Source organism: Petroclostridium sp. X23, assembly GCF_030013905.1.
GTDB lineage: Bacteria > Bacillota > Clostridia > SK-Y3 > SK-Y3 > X23.
In genome coordinates, this window is record NZ_CP124862.1 from 3067713 (window position 1) to 3092842 (window position 25130).

At 38.3% G+C, this 25130-nt stretch carries 26 protein-coding genes; 2 read left to right on the forward strand and 24 right to left on the reverse strand.

The genetic code is table 11. The annotated features are described in order from the left end of the window. Positions 1 to 66: 66 nt before the first annotated feature. The 7 genes from QKW49_RS14540 to QKW49_RS14570 form a co-directional block, all read right to left on the reverse strand. On the reverse strand, positions 67 to 1179 hold the full coding sequence (locus tag QKW49_RS14540) for a ubiquitin-like domain-containing protein (protein ID WP_282863386.1): 1113 nt from the start codon (positions 1177 to 1179) through the stop codon (positions 67 to 69). A 275-nt stretch (positions 1180 to 1454) separates the two neighbouring features. Continuing rightward, positions 1455 to 1907 (reverse strand): hypothetical protein, encoded by a 453-nt coding sequence (locus tag QKW49_RS14545; protein ID WP_282863388.1) that lies wholly within the window; start codon positions 1905 to 1907, stop codon positions 1455 to 1457. Positions 1908 to 2274: 367 nt separating this feature from the next. Beyond that, positions 2275 to 3039 (reverse strand): TatD family hydrolase, encoded by a 765-nt coding sequence (locus QKW49_RS14550; RefSeq protein ID WP_282863389.1) that lies wholly within the window; start codon positions 3037 to 3039, stop codon positions 2275 to 2277. A 148-nt stretch (positions 3040 to 3187) separates the two neighbouring features. Then, positions 3188 to 5152 carry a methionine--tRNA ligase gene (gene metG / locus QKW49_RS14555; RefSeq protein ID WP_282863390.1) on the reverse strand — a complete coding sequence of 655 codons (1965 nt, stop codon included), beginning with the start codon at positions 5150 to 5152 and terminating at the stop codon, positions 3188 to 3190. Between the two features lie 299 nt (positions 5153 to 5451). After that, on the reverse strand, positions 5452 to 6180 hold the full coding sequence (locus QKW49_RS14560) for a 2-phosphosulfolactate phosphatase (RefSeq protein WP_282863391.1): 729 nt from the start codon (positions 6178 to 6180) through the stop codon (positions 5452 to 5454). 23 nt (positions 6181 to 6203) lie between these two features. Next, positions 6204 to 6743: a spore maturation protein gene (locus tag QKW49_RS14565; protein ID WP_282863392.1), complete on the reverse strand. Its 540-nt coding sequence runs from the start codon at positions 6741 to 6743 to the stop codon at positions 6204 to 6206. Positions 6744 to 6754: 11 nt separating this feature from the next. Next, positions 6755 to 7369, reverse strand: coding sequence for a nucleoside recognition domain-containing protein (locus tag QKW49_RS14570; RefSeq protein ID WP_282863393.1), 615 nt, complete (start codon positions 7367 to 7369; stop codon positions 6755 to 6757). A gap of 466 nt (positions 7370 to 7835) precedes the next feature. On the opposite strand from QKW49_RS14570, the gene QKW49_RS14575 reads away from it, so the two are divergent. Then, on the forward strand, positions 7836 to 8075 hold the full coding sequence (locus tag QKW49_RS14575; RefSeq protein WP_282863394.1) for an AbrB/MazE/SpoVT family DNA-binding domain-containing protein: 240 nt from the start codon (positions 7836 to 7838) through the stop codon (positions 8073 to 8075). 51 nt (positions 8076 to 8126) lie between these two features. On the opposite strand, the gene rsmI is transcribed toward QKW49_RS14575, so the two are convergent. The 13 genes from rsmI to QKW49_RS14640 all read right to left on the reverse strand — a co-directional run bounded on the left by rsmI (position 8127) and on the right by QKW49_RS14640 (position 19231). Next, complete coding sequence (gene rsmI / locus QKW49_RS14580) at positions 8127 to 8990, reverse strand: 16S rRNA (cytidine(1402)-2'-O)-methyltransferase (protein ID WP_282863395.1); 864 nt, start codon at positions 8988 to 8990, stop codon at positions 8127 to 8129. 101 nt (positions 8991 to 9091) lie between these two features. Continuing rightward, positions 9092 to 9259 (reverse strand): hypothetical protein, encoded by a 168-nt coding sequence (locus QKW49_RS14585; RefSeq protein ID WP_282863397.1) that lies wholly within the window; start codon positions 9257 to 9259, stop codon positions 9092 to 9094. 106 nt (positions 9260 to 9365) lie between these two features. After that, complete coding sequence (locus tag QKW49_RS14590) at positions 9366 to 10127, reverse strand: tRNA1(Val) (adenine(37)-N6)-methyltransferase (RefSeq protein ID WP_282863398.1); 762 nt, start codon at positions 10125 to 10127, stop codon at positions 9366 to 9368. Next, complete coding sequence (locus QKW49_RS14595; RefSeq protein WP_282863399.1) at positions 10117 to 10836, reverse strand: TlpA disulfide reductase family protein; 720 nt, start codon at positions 10834 to 10836, stop codon at positions 10117 to 10119. Before QKW49_RS14595 ends, QKW49_RS14590 begins: the two co-directional genes overlap by 11 nt. Positions 10837 to 10962: 126 nt before the next feature. Then, positions 10963 to 11133: a 4Fe-4S binding protein gene (locus tag QKW49_RS14600; protein WP_282863400.1), complete on the reverse strand. Its 171-nt coding sequence runs from the start codon at positions 11131 to 11133 to the stop codon at positions 10963 to 10965. 93 nt (positions 11134 to 11226) lie between these two features. Further along, the gene (locus tag QKW49_RS14605; RefSeq protein WP_282863401.1) at positions 11227 to 12096 is read right to left on the reverse strand and encodes a stage 0 sporulation family protein; all 870 of its coding nucleotides are present in this window, start codon (positions 12094 to 12096) and stop codon (positions 11227 to 11229) included. After that, entirely contained in the window at positions 12068 to 13078 is a 1011-nt protein-coding gene (holB, locus tag QKW49_RS14610; RefSeq protein WP_282863402.1) for a DNA polymerase III subunit delta', read from the reverse strand. Before holB ends, QKW49_RS14605 begins: the two co-directional genes overlap by 29 nt. A gap of 34 nt (positions 13079 to 13112) precedes the next feature. Beyond that, entirely contained in the window at positions 13113 to 13565 is a 453-nt protein-coding gene (locus tag QKW49_RS14615) for a YaaR family protein (protein WP_282863403.1), read from the reverse strand. A 12-nt stretch (positions 13566 to 13577) separates the two neighbouring features. Next, entirely contained in the window at positions 13578 to 13907 is a 330-nt protein-coding gene (locus QKW49_RS14620; RefSeq protein ID WP_282863404.1) for a cyclic-di-AMP receptor, read from the reverse strand. A gap of 65 nt (positions 13908 to 13972) precedes the next feature. Then, entirely contained in the window at positions 13973 to 15403 is a 1431-nt protein-coding gene (locus tag QKW49_RS14625) for an aminotransferase class I/II-fold pyridoxal phosphate-dependent enzyme (protein WP_282863405.1), read from the reverse strand. A gap of 326 nt (positions 15404 to 15729) precedes the next feature. After that, on the reverse strand, positions 15730 to 16821 hold the full coding sequence (gene alr / locus QKW49_RS14630) for an alanine racemase (protein ID WP_282863406.1): 1092 nt from the start codon (positions 16819 to 16821) through the stop codon (positions 15730 to 15732). A gap of 24 nt (positions 16822 to 16845) precedes the next feature. Then, positions 16846 to 17919, reverse strand: coding sequence for a peptidoglycan bridge formation glycyltransferase FemA/FemB family protein (locus QKW49_RS14635; RefSeq protein ID WP_282863407.1), 1074 nt, complete (start codon positions 17917 to 17919; stop codon positions 16846 to 16848). Position 17920: 1 nt separating this feature from the next. Beyond that, entirely contained in the window at positions 17921 to 19231 is a 1311-nt protein-coding gene (locus QKW49_RS14640; protein WP_282863408.1) for a M1 family aminopeptidase, read from the reverse strand. Between the two features lie 341 nt (positions 19232 to 19572). Here QKW49_RS14640 and QKW49_RS14645 point away from each other — a divergent pair, with 341 nt between their 5' ends. After that, positions 19573 to 20928, forward strand: a complete 1356-nt coding sequence (locus tag QKW49_RS14645) for an IS4 family transposase (protein WP_282863409.1) — start codon at positions 19573 to 19575, stop codon at positions 20926 to 20928. Between the two features lie 182 nt (positions 20929 to 21110). Here the strand turns inward: QKW49_RS14645 and QKW49_RS14650 are convergent, their stop codons facing one another. From QKW49_RS14650 to QKW49_RS14665, 4 genes are all read right to left on the reverse strand, one after another. After that, a complete protein-coding gene (locus QKW49_RS14650; protein WP_282863410.1) occupies positions 21111 to 21965 on the reverse strand; it encodes an MBL fold metallo-hydrolase in 855 nt (284 codons plus the stop codon). Positions 21966 to 22010: 45 nt separating this feature from the next. Next, entirely contained in the window at positions 22011 to 23288 is a 1278-nt protein-coding gene (locus QKW49_RS14655; RefSeq protein WP_282863411.1) for a TRAP transporter large permease, read from the reverse strand. 15 nt (positions 23289 to 23303) lie between these two features. Then, positions 23304 to 23795: a TRAP transporter small permease gene (locus QKW49_RS14660; protein ID WP_282863413.1), complete on the reverse strand. Its 492-nt coding sequence runs from the start codon at positions 23793 to 23795 to the stop codon at positions 23304 to 23306. Between the two features lie 135 nt (positions 23796 to 23930). After that, positions 23931 to 25031, reverse strand: coding sequence for a TRAP transporter substrate-binding protein (locus tag QKW49_RS14665; protein WP_282863415.1), 1101 nt, complete (start codon positions 25029 to 25031; stop codon positions 23931 to 23933). Positions 25032 to 25130 lie beyond the last annotated feature (99 nt).

Genomic DNA, 25130 nt, shown 5'->3' on the forward strand with positions numbered 1-25130 from the left:
TATTATAAATATTTATTATATCATGATCATAAAAATATAAAAGCCGGGCAAAGCCCGGCGTCGCATTTATTTTTCCAACATATATACTTTAACTTTTTTAATTCCGAAATTTTTTACAAAATCATGATCATCATAAAAAAGATCAATAATGTTGCCTTTCACTCCACCGCCGATGTCTCCTGCTACAGCATGGCCATAAACCCATGAGCCGTCTGCGGCCTCAATGTATAATCTTGAATACAGCGGAATAACCTTTGGGTCAACGGCAACGACTCCATATCTTGCTTTCATTCCGGTATATGTAATTCCGTAATACTTATCTCCTGGATTCTTCCCACAGCTTTCATAACTAAGATCATAGGCCGTTGCACGCATATTTACAATCTTTTTATATCTAAATGTTTCTCCACGGGAAGTTTTATGAACTGCTACCGTGCCGTATTCATTAATTTCATCTACCGGCTCAGATACTGTAGTGTCACTTACTAAGTCCCTTGAGACCTCTTGGCCATCGTGCAAGACCACTTGATATTGTTTCTGCTGAACTCCTTCCTTGCCTTGTTGCACGGTACGGCTCTTTCCTTTATCCATTCTTTCATTAGCCCGCGTAATAACATTAAAAGGAATTTTTTCTGTTATCGTTTCAATTTTCTCCGCAACTCTCACCACATTAATTTTCATACCTGCTGTGATCTGGTCTGTTATACTGAAATTGATCTTGTCTTTCTCATTCACTTGAACCTGCGCTTGCGCAAGTACATCTTTAACGGTTTCTTCTACTGTCTTAATATTTATTTCGTTGCCGTCTACCAGTATAGTTACCGGTACCGCCCTCTTAATCACTATTTGTTGATTCTTTTGGAGTTTTTCTTCCAGCGACGGATAAATTTCATCGCCTTCGTATAGTTTTATATTCTTCTCCTCCAGAAGTTCTTTCACCGATGATTTTAAGGACTTTACATATGTAACCTCCTGGCCATCTGTGATGCAAACTTCCTTTGTACTTGCAATTACCGCATTAAATGCTGACGCTATCAGTGATGCAACAATAAATAGTGTAAGAAAAAACATGCGAACTGACCGGGCAAATTCCTTTACCTTGCCATTCAAATGCATCTTTCTACCTCCTAAATTGAATTTTAACCAGCTTATTTTATTCCATTTTTCCAATTCTGTCAAATCTAATCCCACCAAATGGTATAATTACCATCTTGAACATGGAAACTACCTATATTATAGACCAATATATCTAATTTTAACCATATATGCAACTATCTTTTTTTTGGAAAAGCCCCTCAAATAATTTATGTACAGGCAATACAATTAATGCTAAAATAATAAAAAAGACAGTACGATCTTTGTAGACCAAGATCATACTGTCTTTACATACGGCAATCATATTCTGGTTAATAACCATCTATTACTATTTGAATATGTATATTCTTTTATGCGGTTTATTCTTTTTCAGGCATTTTCATTCCCGGATGACCCATTCCCGGCATGGCTGGCATGCCATACATAGGATTGTATCCACTACCCATTCCGGGCATAGGACTATATCCATATGCTCCGCCATACATAGGATTGCACATATCATTCATTCCAGGCATAGGACTGTATCCGTACATTCCTCCATGCATAGGCTGATACATCCCACCGTACATTGGATCACCGCAGCCCATATCACCCATTGGTCCTTGCGGATACATCCCAGGCATTTGGGGCTGCATCATTGGACAGCCGCCGTACTGCATCATCGGGCACCATGGCATCGGCTGATGCATGGGTTGCGGCATAGGCTGTGCCATTGGCGGCATCATTGGTGGTGTAGGCTGTGAAACAGGTGGCGTATATTCTTTCCCCGGTCTTTCGGGCTTTTCCGGCATATATTTTCTCTTGTCTTCCATTAGATAAACTCCTCCCTCACATATAATGGTTTTTACTCATTACCAGTATATGAAAGGCTGGTGTTTTGGTGATTAAAAGTTGATGACAGTTCACAGTTCACCGTCCACAGTTCACAGATTTTTAATGTTCTGTTGCTCTTCTATAGCTACCCAAATGAAGAATTATAATTTTCCGACTTATATATTATGCGAGTTCTTGTAGGGGTGGACAACTCTGTCCACCCGCAGATTATGCAACAATATACCGGGCGGACAGGGTCATCCGTCCCCACAAAGACTCGTGTGATATAACTTGGTAATTTTTAAGTTTGAATTTAGTTATTTATATAAACTATTAACTGCAAGCTGTAAACAAAGTATTTTCATCTTATATCCTAAAAAGTCTTTTCGCATTTTCAGTGGTTTTTTCTGCTACTTCTTCAACACGAATCCCTTTCAATTCCGCTATCCGTTCGGCTGTATACCTCATATAGGTGGAATCATTCCTTTTCCCTCGATGAGGTACCGGCGTCAGATAGGGACTATCGGTTTCAATTAACATCCTATTCATAGGCATATTTTTTACTACTTCCACGGATTTCACCACGTTATTAAATGTGATAGGCCCTGCTATAGAAATATATATACCCATATCCAAAAGTTTCTTCGCCATCTCCCAGCTTCCGGAAAAACAGTGCAGCACTCCGCCTATGGTAGATATATCTTCAGAAACGGCTATTTCCATAGTATCTGCATGCGCGTCACGATTATGTATAATCACCGGCAGATTTAGCCGCTTTGCCAGCTGTATCTGCTTGCGAAACCAGTATTTTTGAGTTTCTCTGGGTGAATGGTCATAGTAATAATCAAGTCCTATTTCACCCACTGCCACCACTTTAGGCTCTGTCGAAAGTTCCGCAAGCTCCTCTATTGTTTCTTCATGCATTTCCTCTACATCATGAGGGTGCACTCCTACTGACGCATATATAAAGTCATACCGGCCGGCCAGCTTGATGCACTCCTTTGAAGAAATCACATTTGCCGCGGCATTCAAAACATAATCGACTCCGGCATTCTTCATACCGTCAAGCAGTTTTTCTCTATCTATATCAAAACGTTCATCATCATAGTGTGCATGTGAATCAAAAAACATACCCAAAACCTCTTTCGTAGAATATTTCGGAAGTTATTATTTTGCTGTTCGTAAAATAAGTTCACGTCCTCAGTCCCAGTTCAAACCATTGACATTAATATCAACGCCGTGAACCGTGAACTGTGAACCGTGAACTTCAAAAAATCACTTATCTTACTTTTGCTCCTGTCTCAATATCCCCATCTAAAGTTGCTACCACCAAAGTTTCATCATCCGTTGTAGATGCCGCCAAGATCATCCCCTGTGACGCTTCTCCTCTTAATTTAACAGGTTTAAGATTTGCAACTACAATTACTTTCTTCCCTATTAACGATTCCGGTGTGTAATGCTTTGCAATTCCCGAAACAACCTGACGGGTTTCATTCCCTAGTTCCAACTGCAGCTTCAAAAGTTTATCCGCACCTTTTACTTTGTCAACCGCAATAATCTTCGCTACCCGCAAATCAATCTTAGCGAAATCATCTATGGATATAAATTCAGGCTCTTCCTTTTTCTCTTCGGCAGGTTTTTGTTCTTTCTTAACTATCTCTGTTTGTGCTTTCTGCTGGATCGCTTCCAGTTCTTCAAGCTCCTTATTGATATCTATTCTAGGGAATATGATTTCTCCTTTATTAATCATAAAGCCGGCATTTAATTTGCCCCATATTCTAGAACTATCCCACGCAGTTTCCTCACCCTTTTGAATCCCTATCTGCTCCCATATCACAGGAGATGTATTAGGCATGAACGGTTGTATGAGTACGGAGATAATTCTTATACTTTCCGCTAAATTATATAACACCGCAGCAAGCCTGGTATGCTTTTCCGGGTCTTTCGCAAGTACCCACGGCATGGTTTCATCGATATACTTATTGGTTCTGGATACCAGTTTCCAAATCTCGGTTAATGCGCTGCTAAACTGAAGCTTATCCATCAACTCTTCCACTTTTTCAGTAGTGGACAGCGCAAGGTCTTTCAGCGCCTCGTCAAAGTCACCCGATTTTCTCTCCTCCGGCAGCTTGCCTCCAAAGTATTTCTCAATCATTGCCACCGTCCTGCTTACCAGATTCCCTAAATCGTTAGCGAGATCAGCATTGATTCTATTAATAAGCGCTTCATTAGAAAAAACGCCATCTGCTCCGAAAGGTACTTCTCTTAATAGGAAATATCTGATAGCATCTACGCCATATTTATTTACAAGTATTACAGGGTCCACTACATTCCCCTTGGATTTCGACATTTTTCCGCCTTCCAGAAGCAGCCAGCCATGTCCGAAAACCTGCTTTGGCAGTGGCTCACCCAGTGCCATTAACATAGCAGGCCATATAATGGTATGAAAGCGCACAATTTCTTTCCCCACCAAATGTACATCGGCAGGCCAGTATTTCTTGTAATCTGCATCATGATCGGTCTGATATCCCAACGCTGTGATATAATTCGATAGTGCATCTACCCATACATATACAACATGCTTGTCATCAAAACTCACCGGCACACCCCAGTTAAAAGTTGTCCTTGATACGCAAAGATCATCCAATCCCGGCTTCAAAAAATTATTAATCATCTCGTTCTGCCTGGATACCGGCTGGATAAAATCGGGATTATCTTGAATATGTTTAATGAGTCTATCTTGATACTTTGATAATTTGAAGAAATAGCTTTCTTCCTTGGTCAATTCCACTTCTCTTCCGCAATCCGGACATTTTCCTTCCTGCAATTGATGCTCAGTCCAAAAAGATTCACAAGGCGTACAATACCATCCCTCATACTCACTCTTATAAATATCTCCCTGATCATAAAGCTTTTTAAATATTTTCTGAACAACTTCTTTATGCTGTTGATCAGTGGTTCTTATAAATCTATCATGTGAAATATTTAAAGTTTTCCATAGCTCCTTTATACCGGCAACAACTTCATCAACATACGCTTTCGGCGTTACACCCTTATCTTCCGCTTTCCGTTGAATCTTTTGTCCATGTTCATCTGTTCCGGTCAAAAACATGACATCATACCCTCTAAGCCTTTTATACCGCGACATGGCATCTGCTGCGACCGTTGTATAGGAATGTCCTATATGCAGCTTATCACTTGGATAATATATAGGTGTGGTTATGTAAAAAGTTTTATTGCTCATGATTTATCCTCCCCTGTGTATATCAGTAATAATACGTCCTCTACGCTCAAATCGCTCGAAAATCAAACATGTGGACATTCCCTCTGTTATGCCAAAACCGCGCAAACAGCAGGGACAGGGCCCCGCCCAAGTCCGATTTTCTCTATGTTCTAAATTTAACTTTATCACAGTCTTCTATATTATAATATCATTAATTATGGTTTTTTCAAGTTTTTTCTCCTTTTATGAGTAACCTACTATTTACTATGCACCATTAGCTATTATCTATTAATTATTCACTACTCACTATTAATTATTAATTATTCATTGTTCACGACAATAAGTTCATCGGTATACACCGGCACAATAGAACATATATCTTCTTGCATACAATATTCTACATCCTTTTGAAATCCTAACGAATACAATCTGGCATAATGAAAAGACTTTTTTAACACATCATGCAAATTCCCTCTATTATTTTTATATAGGTTTTCAGCGGCAATTCCCAGATCATTCAAAGTAACATCTACGCTATTATTAATTAATGTATGAATTAATTTTCCCGCGCACAAGAAATCATCCAAAGAGAATTTTCCTTCCGTCCCCGCGCAAACAACTGCCACATCTCCAAAATACTTTTTATGGGCGTATTCAGCAACAGCTTGTCCATTCAGAAAACTGGCTGCGACAATATGGGATGCCTCTTTGGAATGATGGATTGCCTTTGTTCCATTGGTTGTTGTTAAGATCACATACTTGTTATCTACCCTTTCACGGGTATATTCGAGAGGAGAATTTCCGTGTTGGAAGCCTTCTATCATTACAGCATTACGTTCTCCTCCCATTAAACACAATTCAGTCCCCAGTTGATTCGCCTTTTCCCATGCCTTTTCAATATCATATACCGGCGCTACTCCTTTGCAGCCATTTAAGAGCGCCGTAACAATGGTACTGGTGGCTCTTAAAACATCTATAACAATGGTCAGTCTCCCCTGTACCAAGCTATCCTGTACTTCTCCTGCAGTAGCAATTACGTCTATTCTCATTACACTTTTCCTTTCATTTGTTATTATAATCCCCATCCGAATACAAATCCGCATATCCATACGCTTACTATTATACCCGTTAAATCAGCCAATAATGCTGCTGCAATGGTATGCCTTACATTTTTGATCCCTATAGAACCAAAATAAATAGCAATGGTATAAAATGTTGTTTCGGTAGATCCCATCATAGTAGAGGTAACCCTGCCAATAAAAGAATCCGGTCCATACGTTTTTATAAGGTCTGTAACAATTGCCAACGCAGCACTTCCCGATATCGGCCTCATGAGTGCGAGAGGAACAACTTCAGGTGGAATTCTAACTACTGATATAATAGGTTTTAACCCATGTATAATTAACTCCAGCGCACCTGAAGCACGGAAGATACCTACTGCAACCAGAAGACCTACCAATGGCGGAAGTATCCTAATAATCGTATCAATACCCTCTTTGGCTCCTTCAATAAAACAGTCATATACCTTTACATCTTTACTTAGCCCATAAGATAATATTACAAAAACCATGAGTGGAATTGCAAGTGTTGAGACTAATTTTAATAATTCCATGATAAACACCTCTAACTTACCCTTCGATATCTAGAATACGATCTTAGATCTTTCTCTTTTCCTTGCAGTATCTTGGCAGCTGTCACTCCTACTATCACAGCACATATACTGGCAACCCACACTGTCGCAATAATCTCAAAGGGATTGCCTGATCCCGCCGAAGTCCTTACCGCTATGATCGTAGCAGGTATGATTTGTATAGAAGCTGTGTTTACTACTACAAACATGCACATTGCATTAGAAGCAATATCACTGCCTCGGTTAAGTTTTTGCAGCTCTTTTATCGCTTTCAACCCTAATGGTGTTGCGGCATTAGAAAGTCCCATCATATTGGCTACCATATTTAATACAATTGCCCCCATCGCGGGAGACCCTGCAGGGACTTGCGGAAAAAGCAGTTTTGTAACAGGCTGAATGATTCTGGCAATCACTTTGATCAAACCGGACCTTTCCGCGATATTCATGAGCCCGGTCCATAAGCACATCACTCCCAATAATCCAATGCTCATCTGAACTGCTGTACTGGCAGAATCAAAAGCCGCTTGTGTAGTTTGTTCTATTCTACCGGTGAATGCAGCAACAATAAAACCGATTAATATCATTCCTGACCAAATATAATTCAGCATAATATCTCCTCGTTTTTTAGTGTAATACACATCTAAATGACTCAATATATGTATATGCTTAATTAAAAACGCTCATTACAATTGATTGCTCAGGAAACCAAAGCAGCGCATTATTTATCGATTTATGTCGAATAGTGTCAGTTTTTCGCCAAGCCAAATTCCCAGTTATATTTTAACAGTTTTTCTACAGCCATGCCGATCCATAATATAAACTATTTCGATAGTCTTTATATTTTTTCATAAATATTACTTTTTTCACTTTATTTTATAGTCCTGCATTCTACTTTTTATAGGTATTTTACATTTCTATACCTTGAAGAATTAGTCTTCTTACACTTTTTTCCGTCTATTGAAAAAATTTTTTATATAATATCATTTTTTTGATTGACGTTTATTTACATTTATGGTATTATAGTTTCGTAAAGATTGTCGAATTTTGTAATTCAAAGAGAGGGGAAGGTCTGAGATGAAGTCCACAGGTATTGTAAGAAAAGTAGATGAGTTAGGAAGAGTTGTTCTTCCCATTGAGTTAAGAAGAACTTTAGATATTGCTGAAAAAGACGCTCTAGAAATTTATGTAGATGGGAATACTATTATTCTTAAAAAGTATGAGCCTGCATGTATTTTCTGCGGTAATGCAAAAGACGTTCATGTTTACAAAGGCAAGAATATTTGCCCACATTGTATGGATGAATTAAAGAATTAAACAGATACATTACTTAGCAAAGAGGAGTGGAATGAGATTCCACTCCTCTTCCTATTTGTTTTCTTTTTTACTCTCTAACTGAAGAGCGTATATTTCCCTCTTGCTTACACCTCTATCCTTTGCTACTTTCCTCAGTACTTCCTTTCTATCCATACCTTGATTAACATATAAATCAATATGGTCCTGCACAGACATTTCTTCCCATTGTTGCTGCTGTTCAGCCTTTATTTTCTCTTTGTCAGCTCCTTCAATAATAACAACAAATTCTCCTTTTGGTAGATTTTCTTCAAATCTATCAATAGCCTGCGTAATAGTGCCTCTAAAAACTTCTTCATATCTCTTTGTGAGCTCTCGGGCCAAAGCGATCCTTCTGTCCCCAAAAACCTCAAGCATATCCTTCAAGGTATTGTTCAGTTTGTGCGGCGCTTCATAGAATATCAATGTTCTTGTATCATCTCTAACCCCTTCCAAATGCTCTTTCCTATTTCGCTTATTAACTGTAAGAAAGCCTTCAAAACAGAACCGGCCGGTAGGCAGCCCGGATATGATCAACCCGGTGATAGCAGCAACAGGTCCCGGCAGCGAAGTAATACCAATCTCATTCTCGATGCACAATGCAACAAGATCCTCACCAGGGTCTGAAACTGCCGGCGTTCCCGCATCCGACACCAATGCGACATTTTTTCCTTGTTTAAGCTGTTCTACGATATACTTCCCCTTTTCAATCTTGTTGTGTTCATGATAACTTGTAAGCGGTTTATTGATTTCAAAATGATTTAGCAGCTTAATGGTTTGCCGAGTATCTTCCGCTACAATCAAATCTACCTCCCGCAATATCCTCAGCACCCTCAAAGTAATATCTTCCAAATTTCCTATGGGAGTAGCACATAAATACAGCATCCCTTTTTCGTTCATAACAACCTACCCTCCAAAGTAATACATCGGGCGGACAGAGTCGTCCGCCCCTACAAAGTAACTGCCTATCAGTCTCATTTCCTCTGCTCAAGCTTGAGCACTTAATCGTTATCTCGGCCCTGTGCCCCGTCATATTCCTGACCAGCCAAGCATGCTCCATTCTTTTGTAGTGGCAGGCCTTGTGTCTGCCATCGCCAATCATTCACATATTTCTGACAGACACAAGGCCTGCCACTACATGTACCTATCAAATTTAATATTTCTTTCAATAGAGTTATATTCTCCCGAGGCATGTCATTGCCCATTGCGTATTCACTATACAGTCCATTGTATACTCATTCTGTCCGCCAATTATTCACTATTAATTATTCACTACTAATTGTACATTTCTTGTCCTCTGTTGTATATTTCATTAATCTCCCGACTATACTCTCCTTGATCATCATACACATACAAGGGTTCCATCATCTTCAACTGTGGGTTCCCCCCTCTTGCGCCTTCAATAAGTATCAAATTCGCCCGTTTATGATAGGATGGATGAATAAACCGGAGCCTTTTCGGCTCAATTTTATAATAACGCATTAACCACACAATGTCTACCAGTCTGTCCGGCCGATGAACCATATTTAATTTGCCGCCTGTCTTCAGAAGCTTGCTGCTAACTGAAATTACATCCTCCAATGTACATGCAATCTCATGCCGCGATATTGCTTTAGCATCATGAGGGTTTACCAAGCCCCCTCCCGAATTCATATATGGGGGATTACAAGTAACTACATCAAACGCGGATGCCCCAAACAATGCCACAGCGTTCCGCAGATCTCCCTGAATAATTTGTACGCGGTCTTCCAATCTATTTAGCACAATACTCCTACTTGACATTTCGGCCATATGCTGCTGAATCTCCAAACCGACAACTTTCTTAGCATCCGTCTTACCCGCAATAAGTATAGGAATAATCCCAGTTCCGGTTCCCATATCCAATATTGTGCTGCCTTTCTTCACTTGAGAAAAGTTAGCCAGCAGCACCGCATCCAATCCAAAGCAAAACCCACGAGTGTCTTGAATAATCTTGAGCCCTCTGTATTGCAGGTCATCAATCCTCTCCCACTCATTTATCACTACTTCATTCACCACTTAATTCCTCCACGTAATCATACAGATATTCTTCTTCCATCGGACCAATTGTAATATCGCGGATAATCCCGTCTTGGTCGATAATATAAGTAGTGGGTATGCTGTGAATCTTGTATTGACCTGCCACTTCACCATCCAGGTCAAGAACAACATCAAAGCCATATTTATTTTCCTCAATAAATGCTTTCACCTTTTTATTGTCTTCTTGAATATTTACTGCCAAAATCACCGCTTTATCATCTTCTTTAAATCGATTATTAGCCGATTGAAAAGCAGGCATTTCTATTCTGCATGGAGGACACCATGTAGCCCAGAAATTTAAAAAAACTATTTTTCCTCTATATTGTGAAAGTTTAATAGGCTTCCCTTGTAAATCATCTAGTGAGAAGTCCGGTGCTTGTTGTAGTCTTTGTACACCCTCTTCAACAGTTTTTTCGCTCACTGCTTCATCTTCCTCCGGCACCTGTTCTTGTACCGGTGGTATGTCGGATGAGGACTTCTCCTCTAGTTGGTTAGGTACTGCCGGACTTTCCTGATTTTTCTCATTATCCTTTTGTTCCTGCTTACCTTCTAATAACAACTCGTTATTCTTGCCCTGATTAGTATTTGCATAATATTTATATCCGACCATCGCACCACCAAAAACCAATATCATTCCTACGATTAAACTTCCTACGACCGCTAGTGCTTTCCAACTGCCCTTATCCATCTATTTACACCTCCATCATTTATATTAACCATATCTATTTATTTGTACCCGCTCATCGTCATCTGCTACCCAATTTTAATATAAAAAAAACCCGTGTTATACCACAGGTTTTTTGTATTAAGTAAATTATTTTGGTTGTGGAGCATCTACAGGGCAAACATTTGCGCAAGCTCCGCAGTCTATACAAACTTCCGCGTCAATTACATACGCGTCGTCACCAGGTGAAATGCAAGATACCGGACATTCCGGTTCACAAGCTCCACAACTGATGCATTCTTCAGTTATAAAATATGCCATTTCAATACACCTCCTTAGATTAACGTATTTATTTTATCACTATACGGATAAATTGAAAACAGTTTTTATCAAAAATCAGTAAGTTTTTTTAGTTTAATTATCCTCCAGATGCTTCAGGTCATCCAAATTAACATCGTCTTGGCGGTTCTCTACATCTTTAATCACTTTTATATCCGATACAGGGTACACCTGCAGAACATTTTCATTGTCTTTATCCATTTTTACTTTGACGGTTTCTTTTAACAAACTAACATCCACAACAACGCCTTGTCCTCCCGGTGTAGAAACAATTGCACTGATTTTGGGAATTTTTTTCAAAGCGTCTTCGTAAGCATCCTGCTCATATTTTAGACAGCACATTAATCTTCCGCAAGTCCCGGAAATTTTGCTAGGATTTAAAGATAAGTTTTGCTCCTTCGCCATCTTGATAGATACCGGCTCAAATTCACCTAAGAAAGTCGCGCAGCATAGACTATGGCCGCAAATTCCTAAACCTCCCAGCATCTTTGCTTCATCTCTAACACCAATCTGTCTCAACTCAATTCTTGTCTTAAAAATTGAGGCAAGATCTTTTACTAACTCTCGAAAATCTACCCTTCCATCCGCTGTAAAATAAAATAGCACTTTGTTTCTGTCAAAAGTATACTCTACATCAATGAGCTTCATTTCGAGATGATGATCTCTAATCTTCTGCAGGCAGATATTAAACGCATCCTTTTCTTTCTCCCTGTTCTCCTCCACCTGCTTAATATCTTCATCACCAGCAATTCGAAGTACTTTTTTCAACGGAGCTATAATGTCTTTTTCCTCAACTTCTCTATTGCCTATTACTGCTTCTCCAAACTCTATTCCTCTCGCAGTTTCAACAATAACTTTTGTACCTCTTTCAATGACCGCCCCATCGGGATCAAAATAATATATCTTTCCTGCTTTTTTAAACTGTACTCCTACTACGCTTACCATGTATTTCCTCCCAACTTTCAATAAGCATGGTCTCTATCGCTAAAGTATAATTCGCATTCATACTTATCTTTTTCTTAGTATCAATGATAATATGAATAATTTTACACGCGGTATAGCTTGAAACCTTTTGAGCAAATCTGCGAAGGTTTGCGTCCATATCTATATTTATTACCATATTATCACTATGCAATTCTTTCATCAATAAAATATCACGAAACCATAATAACAAAAAATCCAGTATCATATTAATATCATTCTTATGCTCATTAAAAAAAGCCCTCGTATGAAGCACACTCAACTCATCTATATCCAGCATTATTAAAATAATCTCAGTAACTTTTCTCCGCATTTGCTTAAACTCATTGGAAGCAGCTATTTCGTTTGCTCTTCCAATGACCCCACCTGAAAACAACGCTAAAAACGGAATCTCCTCCGGCATTTCCGGATGCTTTTTTTTCAAATATGCTTCTACTTCATGATACGGATGTATCCGAAACCGTACCAGCATACTTCTGGAAAGAATGGTTTCCAGCAACAGCGCACTGCTGGTAGCAGTTAGGATCATCACACCATATTCCGGAGGTTCCTCCAAAACTTTTAACAAACCGTTCTGCGCTTGAATGGTCATTCTTTCTGCCAATGGAATAATGTAAATTTTTTTCGCCGCTTCGTATGGCCTGATATATATATCCTTTTGGAGCTCTCTTATCGCGTCAATACCGATACTACCCTCGTTCTCATCCAATATTTTCACGTCGGGATGATTCCCGCTTTCGTTCTTCAAGCAACTCCTGCATACTCCACACGGCTCGGTATATCCGGCTTCACATGTTAGCGCTGCCGCAAAAATAGACGCTACCGTCTTTTTACCTATCCCATGCGGGCCTTCAAATATATATGCATGACTGATTCTATTGTTCTCTATGCTTTTTCTTAAACTCTGTATAACCGACTGTTGGCCTATCAATTGGTTAAAATTCATACTACTTCTCCCTATCATTCATTCTCACCAAAATCTACATCATGATATCCAACAATAACCCTCTAATATCATCTAATTTCTGTAATACTTTAATGTTATCTTTCTCTTCCTTTAGCACTTCCGCAGTAAGATTGTCCACATTTTCATTTACCTTACTGATAATCGCATAGACTCTGTGCCGCCCCCTGCGATCCAACATGCTTTCTTTATGAAACTTGTGTGAATTATTTACGGCATCATATAAAAACTCGGATATGAGCTTTTTATATCGTTTCAACTCTCTAATATCAACACTTTTAGATAATTTTTCTCCCTGCTTGTCTATTTGACTTAATAAGGACGCTAATCTCTCTTCGTAATTCTGTCCATCAATTTTTCTAAGCTGCGTATCAAAAGAAAACCCTTTGGAATCCTGTGCTTTTTTTTCATCCGGCCCCTGCTTATTCTGTAATCCGGCCGGCTGTTTGAGGGTATCAATAATCTTCACTATAACAGCCCCTTAAACTTTTTCAAACCGCTCCACATCAACAACAAATATTGTTGCTCCACCTACTTCAACTTCTACAGGATAAGGCACATAAACTCCTGCTGCCCCCGTTGCAGGTGTAGGCGAGGTAATTACCTGTTTTCTGCTCATACACTTTGTTTTTATAATATCAATGACCTTCTGAACGTTCTCTTTGCTGGTACCCACAAGCAATGTAGTATTGCCCGCCCTAAGGAATCCTCCTGTTGTAGCCAGCTTTGTTACACTAAAACCTTCTTTGTTCAATTCACCCATCACCCAGTTACCGTCATCATCGTGCACAATTGCCAAAACAATTTTCATTTTGTCATCTCCCTTGTAATAGTGAATATGCTTATTACTATTATAACGTTTTTTAATAAAACACGCTATAAGTTTTTTATTACCCTAATATTTCTTTCATCTGCCATTCCGGTCACTTTTCCTCCTGCGTTCTTGACACACAATATATACTCCGCAATATCCCCGGATATCATCTCTCCCGGGCATAAAACAGGAATCCCGGGCGGATAACATGTAATCATATCGGAACAAACCTCTCCAACGGCATCTCTAAGGTTCACGACTTTACTTTCGCTATAAAAAGCATGTGCAGGACTCATAGAATATTGAGAATCACAGTATTTTCCAACAACTCGGGCATTATTTTCCACAACTATATCGGATATAATCGCTTTTAATGAATGTACCAGTGCCATTAGCTGTTCTTCGCTATTACCCGGCGATGGAATGCATAAGATATTATTCATGTCAGACATTTCTACCTGTATGTCTCCGAAAGTATACAGTTCCCGCTCTACCTGATAGCCTGACAATCCCGTATTGCAAACATTAACCACCATACGTGTACAATCAACAGATTGGATTTGGTGGCTCCCGGCCAATTCACTGCCCAAACAATATAACTGCTTAGATTGATTAATGGATTCTCTGGCTTGTTGGCACCATCGTATCAAATCGCTTAATAATTCATTGCCATTACATTCCATGATGCTTCTGGCGGCATCAAGGTATGCCATTAACACAAAAGAGGGGCTGCTGGTTTGGAACATTTTTAAGCACTTCTTTATCCGGTGCAAATCTATTCTGTCCGAATTAACATGTAAAAGCGCGCTCTGAGTAAGCGCAGGCAGTGTCTTATGTGCGCTCTGAACACACATATCAGCTCCGGACCGAAGCGCACCAAGAGGAAGCCCCGGATGAAAACAAAAATGAGCGCCATGGGCTTCATCTACCATCAATACTTTATTATACCTGTGTACGATATTCGCTATGGTCTTCATATCGGAACAAATCCCATAATAAGTAGGACATGTGATGAAAACCCCTTTGGCCTGAGGATATCTTTTCAAGGCCTCTTCTACGCGTTGCGGATTCATTCCTCCTGCAACTCCTAATTTAGGGATATATTCAGGATAGATATAATAAGGGCTAACCCCACATAATATTAATGCATGGATCACTGAACTGTGACAGTTCCTATCTACGATCAGAACATCGCCGGGATTGCAGATACCGGCTACCATCGTTTGAATCCCGCAGGTTGAGCCGTTGACAAGAAAAAAAGTATGCCATGCACCAAATGCTTTTGCTGCCAAGCGCTGTGCTTCTTTGATAGGCCCTTCCGGCGCATGCAGATCATCGGTCTCCCTAAGCTCGGTTAGATCAATGTTAAATATCTCCCCTTTAAATCGGTCGGCAATCCCTTTCCCAAGCTTATGGCCTGGCATGTGGAACGGAATCTTTCTCTTTTTACTATATGTTTTCAATGCGTTGTAAAGAGGAGTATTGTAATTCATGGTACCTCCAACGAATATATAAAAACTTTGCCCTAACAGCCGATTAGAGATAACTGAAAAAGTGCTTAACTGGTCAGTCGCAAAGCACGGGGACGGACCTACAGCTTCCCTAAAAAGCAAGCGCAGCAGTAGGTCCGTCCCCGTGCTTCACTCCTTCTGCGTGCTAAGTCTGACTTTTTCAGCAGTCTGGCCAACTACTGTAGGGGCTTCGTGAATACCACAGAGCACCCTTGCGGACGCGCAATGCGCGCCCCTACAATTGTTACTCACAGAATTTGAAGAAAAAAAAGCCGCTTGGCTGCATGTATTATATTGTATAAAGCCTTTTATATATATTCTCTTTGAATAGAACTTTCTATTAATAACGGGTTTGCTTCCATCATTACTTCATCACCGATGTCGGCATCAATATCCGTTACATCAATGACAATATTGTACATACTCACTCTTCCGAGGATTCTGGCGGTTTTGCCATTTACTTTGACAGTCAGATACTTACTTCCTAGAAATAGCTTTATATCATGATATAGATATCTTAGAACATCAATAAATCTAAAAATATCCTTGGACTTTTCAATACCGAAACCATCCTTATATCCCACAGGTACAACCGCAGTTCGGGTTTTTCTATTGGTTTTAAAAGTATTGGCATAGCCGATATAATGTCCCTGCGGAAGGGTTTTCACTTCTGAAATATTTGCTTTTAGGTATCCTATTTTCTTTAAGCCATATATATTGTCCACAGGTACTCTTCCCAAAAACGCTGAACCGATTCTAACACCGTCCAGGTGCATATCCTTATATCTTAAAAACGCGCTGGAATTTGTAATATGCCGTATCCCCGGTTCTATTCCCCTTTGCTTCAATATATCAATGCATTTTATAAATTTATCAAATTGAACTTGCACGTCCTTCCGCTCTTTTGCAAATGAGAAGGATAAATGGGTAAAGATGCCCGTCATCTTTATATTGCTGCAAGATTTTATAATGGACGCAACACTGTCCATTTCAGATGGAAGAAATCCGAATCTTCCAAAACCCGTATCCATCTTCAAATGAACATTCACCTGTTTGTGATGCCTGGCTGCTGCTTCATCCAGCATGGCCGCCGCACATTCAGACCCTATAGTAGCGATAATATTATGCTGTATAATCAGTTCAATTTCTTCACCGATACAAGTAGATGACAATAAAAGAATATCGTTTTCAAAGCCATTATTGCGCAAATATACCGCTTCTTGGATCTCGGAAACCGCAAAAAAATCAATATTATTCTCCAATAAGAAACTACCGAACTTTAAAATCCCCAGTCCGTATCCATTCCCCTTTAATACCGCAATGATTTTGGCCTCTGTCATTCCCTTGATAATATCAATATTATGTTTAAGCTTATCTTTTTCTACCACTAATCTCTTCATATGTTCCCTCATTTTACTATTTGTCTATTTCTTTTGACCTTTTACTACAGCCTTCAGCATAAATAGTTTTCTTCTCATCTCTCTAAAAGCCTTTTCTCCTTTTTCTACTGAGAAATTAATAAACGGGTTAAATATAAGATCCAATTCTCCGATAAACTCAGTAAAGTCCCCATTAAATCCCTTTTTAAACTTATACAGTCCATAGAGAGGATTACTTTCATCAAGATCCCCTGATACGCCCCTAAAGTCATAGATACGGCAGCCATTTTCTACCGCCCATTTTATCATTTCCCATTGTAAAAGATAATTAGGCATTACATTCCTGTATTCATTGCTGCTCGCACCATACAGGTACCATACCTTGTCTCCGTATAATATAGCAACGGTTCCAGCAATGAGCTTGTCTTCATGGTAAGCAAGATATAATCTTAAATGCTCAGGGGCAAGACAATCATACATCTTTTCAAAATATTCAAGACTTCTTATCACAAATTCATCTCTAACCCCTGTCTCCTGCATAACCCTATGAAACCGGAGCAAGTCTTTCCTGTCCCCTAACTTAACTGTTACACCTTTTCTCTCGGCCAATCTAATATTATATCTTGTCTTATGATGAAACCCGGCCATAATCTCTTCTTCGGTTTTGTCTTTAATATCAAGACGGAACACAAAACGCGGCTGTATTCCTTCAAAATTCTTAGAATCATTCTTCACTTTGAATCCTAATTCTCTAACAATCTGACCGAACTTCTCATTTTCTTTTCCAATATCAGGGTCAATCTTCAAAACATAACTGTTGTGTTTTTTCGCAAGCTGCTTCGCTCCGTCCAATAAAGCCTTGAAAGTTTCCTTATCATCCACATCACAGACAGGCCCACGGGGTGAATACATAATAGTATATTTTAAAAATGGGATTTTTCTAATGAGGATACTCATAGAACCCTTTATATTTTTATCTTGATCTTCTATAATAACAATCTCATTTTTCCAATTTGACTTTACTTTAGCCCATTCCGGAGATTGCATAAAATGTCCTTTGGGATGGTCCTGCAAAAACAACTTATACTGTCTAATATTTTCATTCGTAACAGTCTTCAAACTAATTACCCCCTAAATACTCTTCGGCATATTTTAGTAGTTCATCAAAATACAAAATCGAAAGCTTTTTTTCAGCATATATCTTTTTTAATAAATTATAGAAATCATCTCCAAGTTTTTTATGAAGCTTATAAAAATACACCGCAGAATCATTATATGCCAAATGATAATACTGGTCTCTAGAATGATAATCTCTAAGATGCAGTTGGAAAAGCTTCTCATTAAAATATCGGTTCAACTCATTATTGCTAAGCATCAAAGATAAATAGTTCACAAGTCCTTCATCCAAAAAAGGCTCATTGAGCTGGTCCGTACCTATTATACCATAAAACCATTGATGAAATACCTCATGATAGGCCACTCTTTTGAGTACTTCTTTATTATGAAAACATGACTCGGATAGAAAAATCATATTTGAAAATTCCATCCCTTGCAATGATAATGGCGCCTTAACGACATAAAATTCTTTGTATGGATAAGGGCCGATATTAGATTCTGCAAATGCCATTGCATGCTCAATATAGTCTTTTGCATCCAAAGACCCAATATAATAAATATCCTTTTCTCCATACTTCCTGACTTCAACCTTTGCATTTTTAAAGATGGCAATGGGAAAGTCCCTTGCATTTTCATGTTGAAATATTGTTATCTTACTGTCACCAACCGTGTCTTCCTCTACTTTCCCCGGTGCGTATGCGGTAAAATGATTATCCGTCTTTAATCTTACCGAATAATGATTCACATTATAGATATATGGATCACCGAAAGAAGATTTATACAAAAAAACAGGCTCCCCGTTCTTATATACAGCAGGAGTGATTAAAAAGTTTGTAAGGAAAACACTGTCTTCCGTATATGAAAGAGGCTCCTGGTTATTATTTAATACCATTTCATATTCTACATATATTCTTGTCTGCTTATCCTCGAAATCAACCCTTAAATTGTTTTCCGACACAATGACATTCGTAAATCCCTTCTCCGATTGTATATTCTTTATCGTTGTTTTCGCGATATTCTTTGATGGGATATAAAAATAAAAAGTATCTACAGGTTCTTTTAATGCAATACTCTGCTTAATACTAACTTTATTGTTTATAACTTCAATATCCGCCTCAATATTCGGTTGTATCCGATCCTTCAAACCAGTGTCAGCATCAGATTCGTAGTTTTTTTGAAACTCAGCAGCAGAAACGGCTTGCCTGCTGTCATTTGGGTTCCATTTATCCTGCAAAAAAATAAAATAATAGGCTGTAAGCAAGCATAATATTATAACACATTCAATCACTAAAATAATATTCTTTTTGTTTTTCATGCAGCATACCTCACTAGGTATATAAATACTTATCAAATTATATCATACCTGCTGAAATACTGTCAAAATGTAATATTACGCAATCTCATAAAAAAACCATTAGTAGTTTTACTAATGGCAGTTTGTCCTTTGGATTTGAATTTTCAAGAAATATTTCTATAAAGCTCCAACATTCTAAAAATTTATTGATGAATATTCTTGTTCGGCGGAGGTTCTTCCGTATATCTAAGTATCATACGCGTTAAGCTAAGCCATGTTATGGTAAACCAATAATTACATTTGCAAAAAAGAAAAAAACATGAGAACCTCAAAGTAATAGAGAAATGAAAGGTGAGGTTCCCATGTTTCAAGTTCCCATATCACTAATTATAAGCTTTATTTGCTTTTTAGGAAAGACAAAAATACTGGAAATTTCTAAGGACACAGGGTTTACGGTGCGCCGCTCTAAGCTGCTGCCAGATACTATAGTAAAAGTATTTACATTCGGCTTATGGGACACCCCTAATCCATCCTTACGTCAAACTGCTTCTAAATGCGAAAATATTCAACGCGGACTTAGTATAACACGCGAAGGACTTTTTCAACGTTTGGCTACAAGTGCTTTATTGCTAAAACAAGTATTCCAGTCAGCAGTTGAGTATTCTGCCAAGAGAGCAATAACTGTCCAGAATCTCGATGTGCTCCAAGCTTTTACTGATGTAAAAATATGTGATAGCTCTAAAGTTACTCTTCCGGACAAATTAGCAGATGTCTGGAAAGGTCTTGGTGGCAATAATGCAAAAGCTGCTCTAAAAATCCAGACTATATATAGCCTTAAGTCCAGAACTATCACAAATATGGAGTTGACAAAGGCGCCTGGTCCAGATGCCGGCTATAAAGATGAACTTCTAAAACACATTCATCATGGTGAGCTGTTAATTACTGACTTAGGATATTACAGTAAAGATTTGTTTAGGAAAATAATATCCAAAGGTGCATATTTTCTTAGCCGAATTAAATCAAATACTGTTTTTCAAATACAAAATTCTGACACTAAATCTTTTAAAGCCTTAGACCTTTTAAGTGTTTTAAAAAACAGCTCCAGTGTTGATATAGATGTATACTTTGGCACCAAGTATTCTAAATTACTACAATGTCGGCTGATTGGTGTACGTTTACCTGATGAAGTCGCTAATGAACGTAGGCGCAAAGCAAATAAAAAAGCAAAGTCACAAGGCAAAACACTGAGTGACTATGACTTAGAGTTATTAGGATGGAACCTTCTAATTACTAACGCCCCAGCACATATGCTTACTCCAAAGGCAGCCTGTGAATTGTACAGAGCTAGATGGCAGATAGAGCTTTTATTTAAGGCTTGCAAAAGCTATCTAAACCTTGGCAAAGTAGGCAACTGTGGTAAAGAGCAATTAGAGTGTCTTCTATATGGAAGGTTAATTGCCATTATACTAATTTTCACAGTCTACTCAGCACTGTATGCCCTCATGTACCAACAAAAAAACAGATGCATTAGTATGATGTCGTTTATCAAACTAATTGCGACAAAGGTGGAAAAAATATTTTCAAGCCTTTATGCAACCACTGAAGCAATATCGGAACTGCGACTGATTCTTAAAAGAGCGGCCGAACAAAGCTTACATGATAAACGTAATCGCAAAACCACGGTTGAGCGATTGCAGGAACACTATTTGCTCAATTAAATTGGTAAAAAATAGCTTAACTTAACGCGTATGATCTAAGTATATAGAATTGAAAGCCAGAAGTTAACACAATATTCCGGCTCTCAATAATGGAAGTCCAACCCTTGTCTCTATACCCTTGTTAGGGAAACTTGCAAAAAGATAGTGACTTAAGCGCTGATAGTTCTAAGTTACCCCTATAATTATTCATTGGCCTCAAGCATTTCTTTATATCCGGTCATTACTTTACGGATAAACAATAACCATTCTTTGGGATCAATAAAAGGATTTGGGTCAGAAAGGTTTTTAAGCATTTTAGAATATTTCCCCACCGTATCATTCTGAAATGTGTGATTGCCCAGCATGATATCGACTTTCATATTAATCAATTTCTGAAGGGAGTCTTCAAACAATGCACGCATTTCAAACATTACCGACTCATTTAATCCTGCCCTCCGGAAATGCTCTCTACACAAAGTGTTTAGGCCGCTGCCACCAAACATGCCAACTGTATATTTTTTTCCGTTCTCTGTAACATCAAAGAAGAAGGAGCAGACGCCTTTGGAATGTCCAGGTGTAGACATAATATGAATAGAAGTATTTCCAAGTGTAATAACATCTCCATCATTCATTGCATAATCTGGCTGAAATAGTTCTGCGTATGCATAAAAACTGTCGCAAAATAATGCAAGTTCAGGATTTGTAGCAAACATTTTTATGTCTTCCGCCCCCAGGAATGTTTTTGCACCGCTGAGTTTCACCAGTGGGATAGTTCCGCCGAAATGATCAAAATGTCCATGAGAATGTAAAATATATTTTATATCCTTTGGATCAAACCCTGCTTCCCAGATTGATTGAAACAATAAGTAAACTGTTTGGGGATATGCTGTATCAATTAAAATCAATCCATCGCCTGTATCAATCAGATATGCTCCTACATCTGCATTCCCGACAAAGTACAAATTACTAATGATTTTAAATGGCTTTACATAGTAGTTATAGGGATGTTTATAGAAATTATCCATTTTATTTAAATCTAATAAATAGCTTTTACGCATTATAACGCTTCCTTTCTATTTCTCAGCATAAATCGATCTACAATGCTATTTTCCCATGATGAGATTTGGTAAAAAAGTAGTAATCTGCGGAAATAGCATACAAACTAAAATGGAAATCAACAGTGCTACTAAAAACGGGACGGATGCCTTAATCACTTTTGCTACAGACGCATTGCTGATACTGCAAGCAATATAAAGTAAATTGCCTACCGGAGGAGTTACACCGCCTGTAGTAGTCATCATGCACATAACAATGCCAAATTGAATTGGGTCAATGCCGTATTGTTTAATAACTGGAATAAATAATGGGGTAACTAATGGAATAATTGCCGCATCTATCATAAAGCATCCAAGAACAAACAACAATATTAGAATCAAAAAGAAAATCATAAGTGGATTATCAGATATACCCAGTAGCGTAGCAGTAATCATTTGCGGCATCTGAATACTTGTTAAGATCCATCCAAGTAACATTGCAGCCCCGATAATAAACATAACAGTTGAAGTTGTAACGGCAGCTTTTAAGAAAATATGAGGAATATCTCTAATTTGAATTTGTTTATAAAGAAAGCCGATTATTAAGCCATAGACAACTCCAATAACACCGGCTTCCGTTGCCGTAAACACACCTGAAAGAATTCCACCAATAATAATAATAGGCATCAGTAGTGCAGCGATAGAATCTTTAAATGCCACCCATGCTTCGATTCTAGAAACCTTCGGTTTAGCCATATAATGGTGCTTTTTAGAATATAAGTATGCAACAAACATAAGGCTGAGACCCATTATTATTCCAGGGAAGAAACCGCCAAGAAACAGCTTTCCTATAGAATAGCCTGTAATGGATCCATACATTACCATTGCAATACTGGGGGGAATAATGGGACCAATGACTGCGCTGCAGGCAGTAACAGCCGCGCCGAAATCAGCATCATAACCCTCTTTCTCCATTGCCGGTACCATCATACCGCCAACGGAGGCTGCTGCTGCTGCTGATGAACCGGACATTCCCGCAAATATCATACTTGCCAATATAGTAATATGGGCTAATCCTCCTGTGATATGGCCTACAAGCGCAGAAGCGAGATGGACAATTTTTTTTGTAATACCACCACTATTCATTAATTCACCTGCTAGAATAAAAAGTGGAATTGCCATCAATGGAAAAGAATCTACCGCAACAAACATTCGTTGTGGCAATAAGATAGAAGGTAAATTATCACTTGTAATGATAAACAATGAACTTGCTATAGCCGTTGCAAAACCTATCGGCATACCAAGCAGCATTAGTCCTAGAAATGTGATCAGCATTATAATAATCATTATATCTTCCCCCTCCTAAATAACGTTGCTATCTTTGCGGGATTTTTCATGCCAGTCTGAAATTATAATTCTAATAGAGTTGATCGCCATGAATACTGCGGAGATCGGAATTACATAATAGAGGATACCAATTGGTATTCCCAATGCGGCACTACGCTGGAACATATTTTTCATTGCAAGAATCCAGCCGGCCTTTATAAGGTAGATCGAGAAAATAAATATGAGGGAATACATTATCAGTGAATGATATTTTTTATACTTCTTTGGAAGCAAACTAGTAACTAGATCAATAGTAACATGCCGTTTTTCAATAACACATAGTGCAGAGCCTAAGAAAGTAGTAAAAACAAAAAGATATCGGCAAGCTTCCTCGGACCATGAGAGAGAATTATTGAAAACGTAGCGGAATACAACCTGCAGAAAACAAATACTTGTAAATCCAAAAATACAAAGAAAGACAGCGATACGATTTATATTATCCATTGAATGTAATAGCTTTTTAACCATCTTTTTCTTCCTTTCTGTGAAATTCTATTGTCTATTAACAAATGCCCAACGGAGATATTTTTCTTAGCAAATTTTATTTCACTGCTGATGCTGAGCATTTGTTAATCAGTTGATGAAACTTATCTATGTTAGTTTTTATTCAGGAATAGCAGCTATTTCATTATATAATTCTTCAGAATTATCAAATAGTGATGCAAGTTTTTCTTTAGTAATGGCATTAAATTTTTCAGCGAACTTCGTCTTTTCACTGGCGGATAATTCAATTACTTCTATGCCGGCTGCCACAATCTCTTCATGCGCTTTTTTCTGACTTTCTTCGAATTTAGCAAATGCGTCTACATTACCTTCTTTTACGCAATCCATAAAGATCTTTTGGTTTTCAGGACTCATTTTTTGAAAGGCTTGTTCACTAATCATTAAGAACAAGGTAGAATAAACATGTTGTGTAAGAGTTTCATATTTAATAATATCTGTTAATTTACTAGTAGTAATCATCTCTACATTATTTTCCACACCTTCAATAACACCCGTTTGCAAACCTGTATAGACATCGCTCCAAACCATGGGGGTAGGGTTTGCTCCAATAGCCTTGAACATTTGTACATAAATGGGAACCTCCGGAACTCTCAGTTTTATTCCGGAAAAATCTTCAAAGGTACGTATGGGTTTTTTGCTAGTCCATGAGTTACGTATACCTTCATCATATAAGCCAATAACTCGAATACCGTGCGAATTACGATATTCATCTAATATTTTCTGGCAAGTGTCCGATTCGTAAAAAGAATGGATTTGTTTGCTGCTTTTAAATAGATATGGAACGCCGAATAACGCCATTTTAGGTTCAAATCCTTCGAGTGCACCTGTTGCCATTAAGCACATTTCAACAGTACCCATTGAGAGTCCTTCAAGATAGTCACGTTGGTCACCGAGTTGACTGGACGGGAAAATCTGTACTTCGACTTCACCGTGTGTTTTTGATTTAACATTATCCGCCATGCGCTTAAGGGATTTAATTGCTCCCATTTCAGGACTTTGTGTTGAGGCTAATTTTAATACGATCTTTTTTTGGGTAACAGAAGTATTAGAAGATGATTTTTCTGTAGAGGCAGAAGCATTTGTTTTAGTTTCTTCGCTTGAAGAACCAGGTGCTTCTGAAGCTCCGCACCCGCTCAGCAACAAGGTTGTTGCCAATATGCCGCAAAATATAATGTTTGAAATTTTTCTAAAGGTTTTCATAATCTTCCTCCTTATAATTATAGGTTTGTTGGTATATTATAGATAGAAAATAACAGCAGAAATTCAAATTTTCTGTCTATGTTAATACTAACTATGTTT

Coding starts and splice junctions, on each gene's coding strand:
- QKW49_RS14550 (WP_282863389.1), bottom strand. CDS start 3,039: ATGTTTTTTGATTCACATGCACACTATGATGATGAACGTTTTGATATA.
- rsmI (WP_282863395.1), bottom strand. CDS start 8,990: ATGAACGAAAAAGGGATGCTGTATTTATGTGCTACTCCCATAGGAAAT.
- QKW49_RS14545 (WP_282863388.1), bottom strand. CDS start 1,907: ATGGAAGACAAGAGAAAATATATGCCGGAAAAGCCCGAAAGACCGGGG.
- QKW49_RS14565 (WP_282863392.1), bottom strand. CDS start 6,743: ATGGAATTATTAAAATTAGTCTCAACACTTGCAATTCCACTCATGGTT.
- QKW49_RS14570 (WP_282863393.1), bottom strand. CDS start 7,369: ATGCTGAATTATATTTGGTCAGGAATGATATTAATCGGTTTTATTGTT.
- QKW49_RS14640 (WP_282863408.1), bottom strand. CDS start 19,231: ATGAAAAACAAAAAGAATATTATTTTAGTGATTGAATGTGTTATAATA.
- QKW49_RS14650 (WP_282863410.1), bottom strand. CDS start 21,965: ATGCGTAAAAGCTATTTATTAGATTTAAATAAAATGGATAATTTCTAT.
- QKW49_RS14660 (WP_282863413.1), bottom strand. CDS start 23,795: ATGGTTAAAAAGCTATTACATTCAATGGATAATATAAATCGTATCGCT.
- holB (WP_282863402.1), bottom strand. CDS start 13,078: ATGAATTTTAACCAATTGATAGGCCAACAGTCGGTTATACAGAGTTTA.
- QKW49_RS14655 (WP_282863411.1), bottom strand. CDS start 23,288: ATGATTATTATAATGCTGATCACATTTCTAGGACTAATGCTGCTTGGT.
- QKW49_RS14605 (WP_282863401.1), bottom strand. CDS start 12,096: ATGGTAAGCGTAGTAGGAGTACAGTTTAAAAAAGCAGGAAAGATATAT.
- alr (WP_282863406.1), bottom strand. CDS start 16,821: ATGAAGAGATTAGTGGTAGAAAAAGATAAGCTTAAACATAATATTGAT.
- QKW49_RS14600 (WP_282863400.1), bottom strand. CDS start 11,133: ATGGCATATTTTATAACTGAAGAATGCATCAGTTGTGGAGCTTGTGAA.
- QKW49_RS14575 (WP_282863394.1), top strand. CDS start 7,836: ATGAAGTCCACAGGTATTGTAAGAAAAGTAGATGAGTTAGGAAGAGTT.
- metG (WP_282863390.1), bottom strand. CDS start 5,152: ATGAGCAATAAAACTTTTTACATAACCACACCTATATATTATCCAAGT.
- QKW49_RS14625 (WP_282863405.1), bottom strand. CDS start 15,403: ATGAATTACAATACTCCTCTTTACAACGCATTGAAAACATATAGTAAA.
- QKW49_RS14560 (WP_282863391.1), bottom strand. CDS start 6,180: ATGAGAATAGACGTAATTGCTACTGCAGGAGAAGTACAGGATAGCTTG.
- QKW49_RS14645 (WP_282863409.1), top strand. CDS start 19,573: ATGTTTCAAGTTCCCATATCACTAATTATAAGCTTTATTTGCTTTTTA.
- QKW49_RS14620 (WP_282863404.1), bottom strand. CDS start 13,907: ATGAAAATTGTTTTGGCAATTGTGCACGATGATGACGGTAACTGGGTG.
- QKW49_RS14595 (WP_282863399.1), bottom strand. CDS start 10,836: ATGGATAAGGGCAGTTGGAAAGCACTAGCGGTCGTAGGAAGTTTAATC.
- QKW49_RS14665 (WP_282863415.1), bottom strand. CDS start 25,031: ATGAAAACCTTTAGAAAAATTTCAAACATTATATTTTGCGGCATATTG.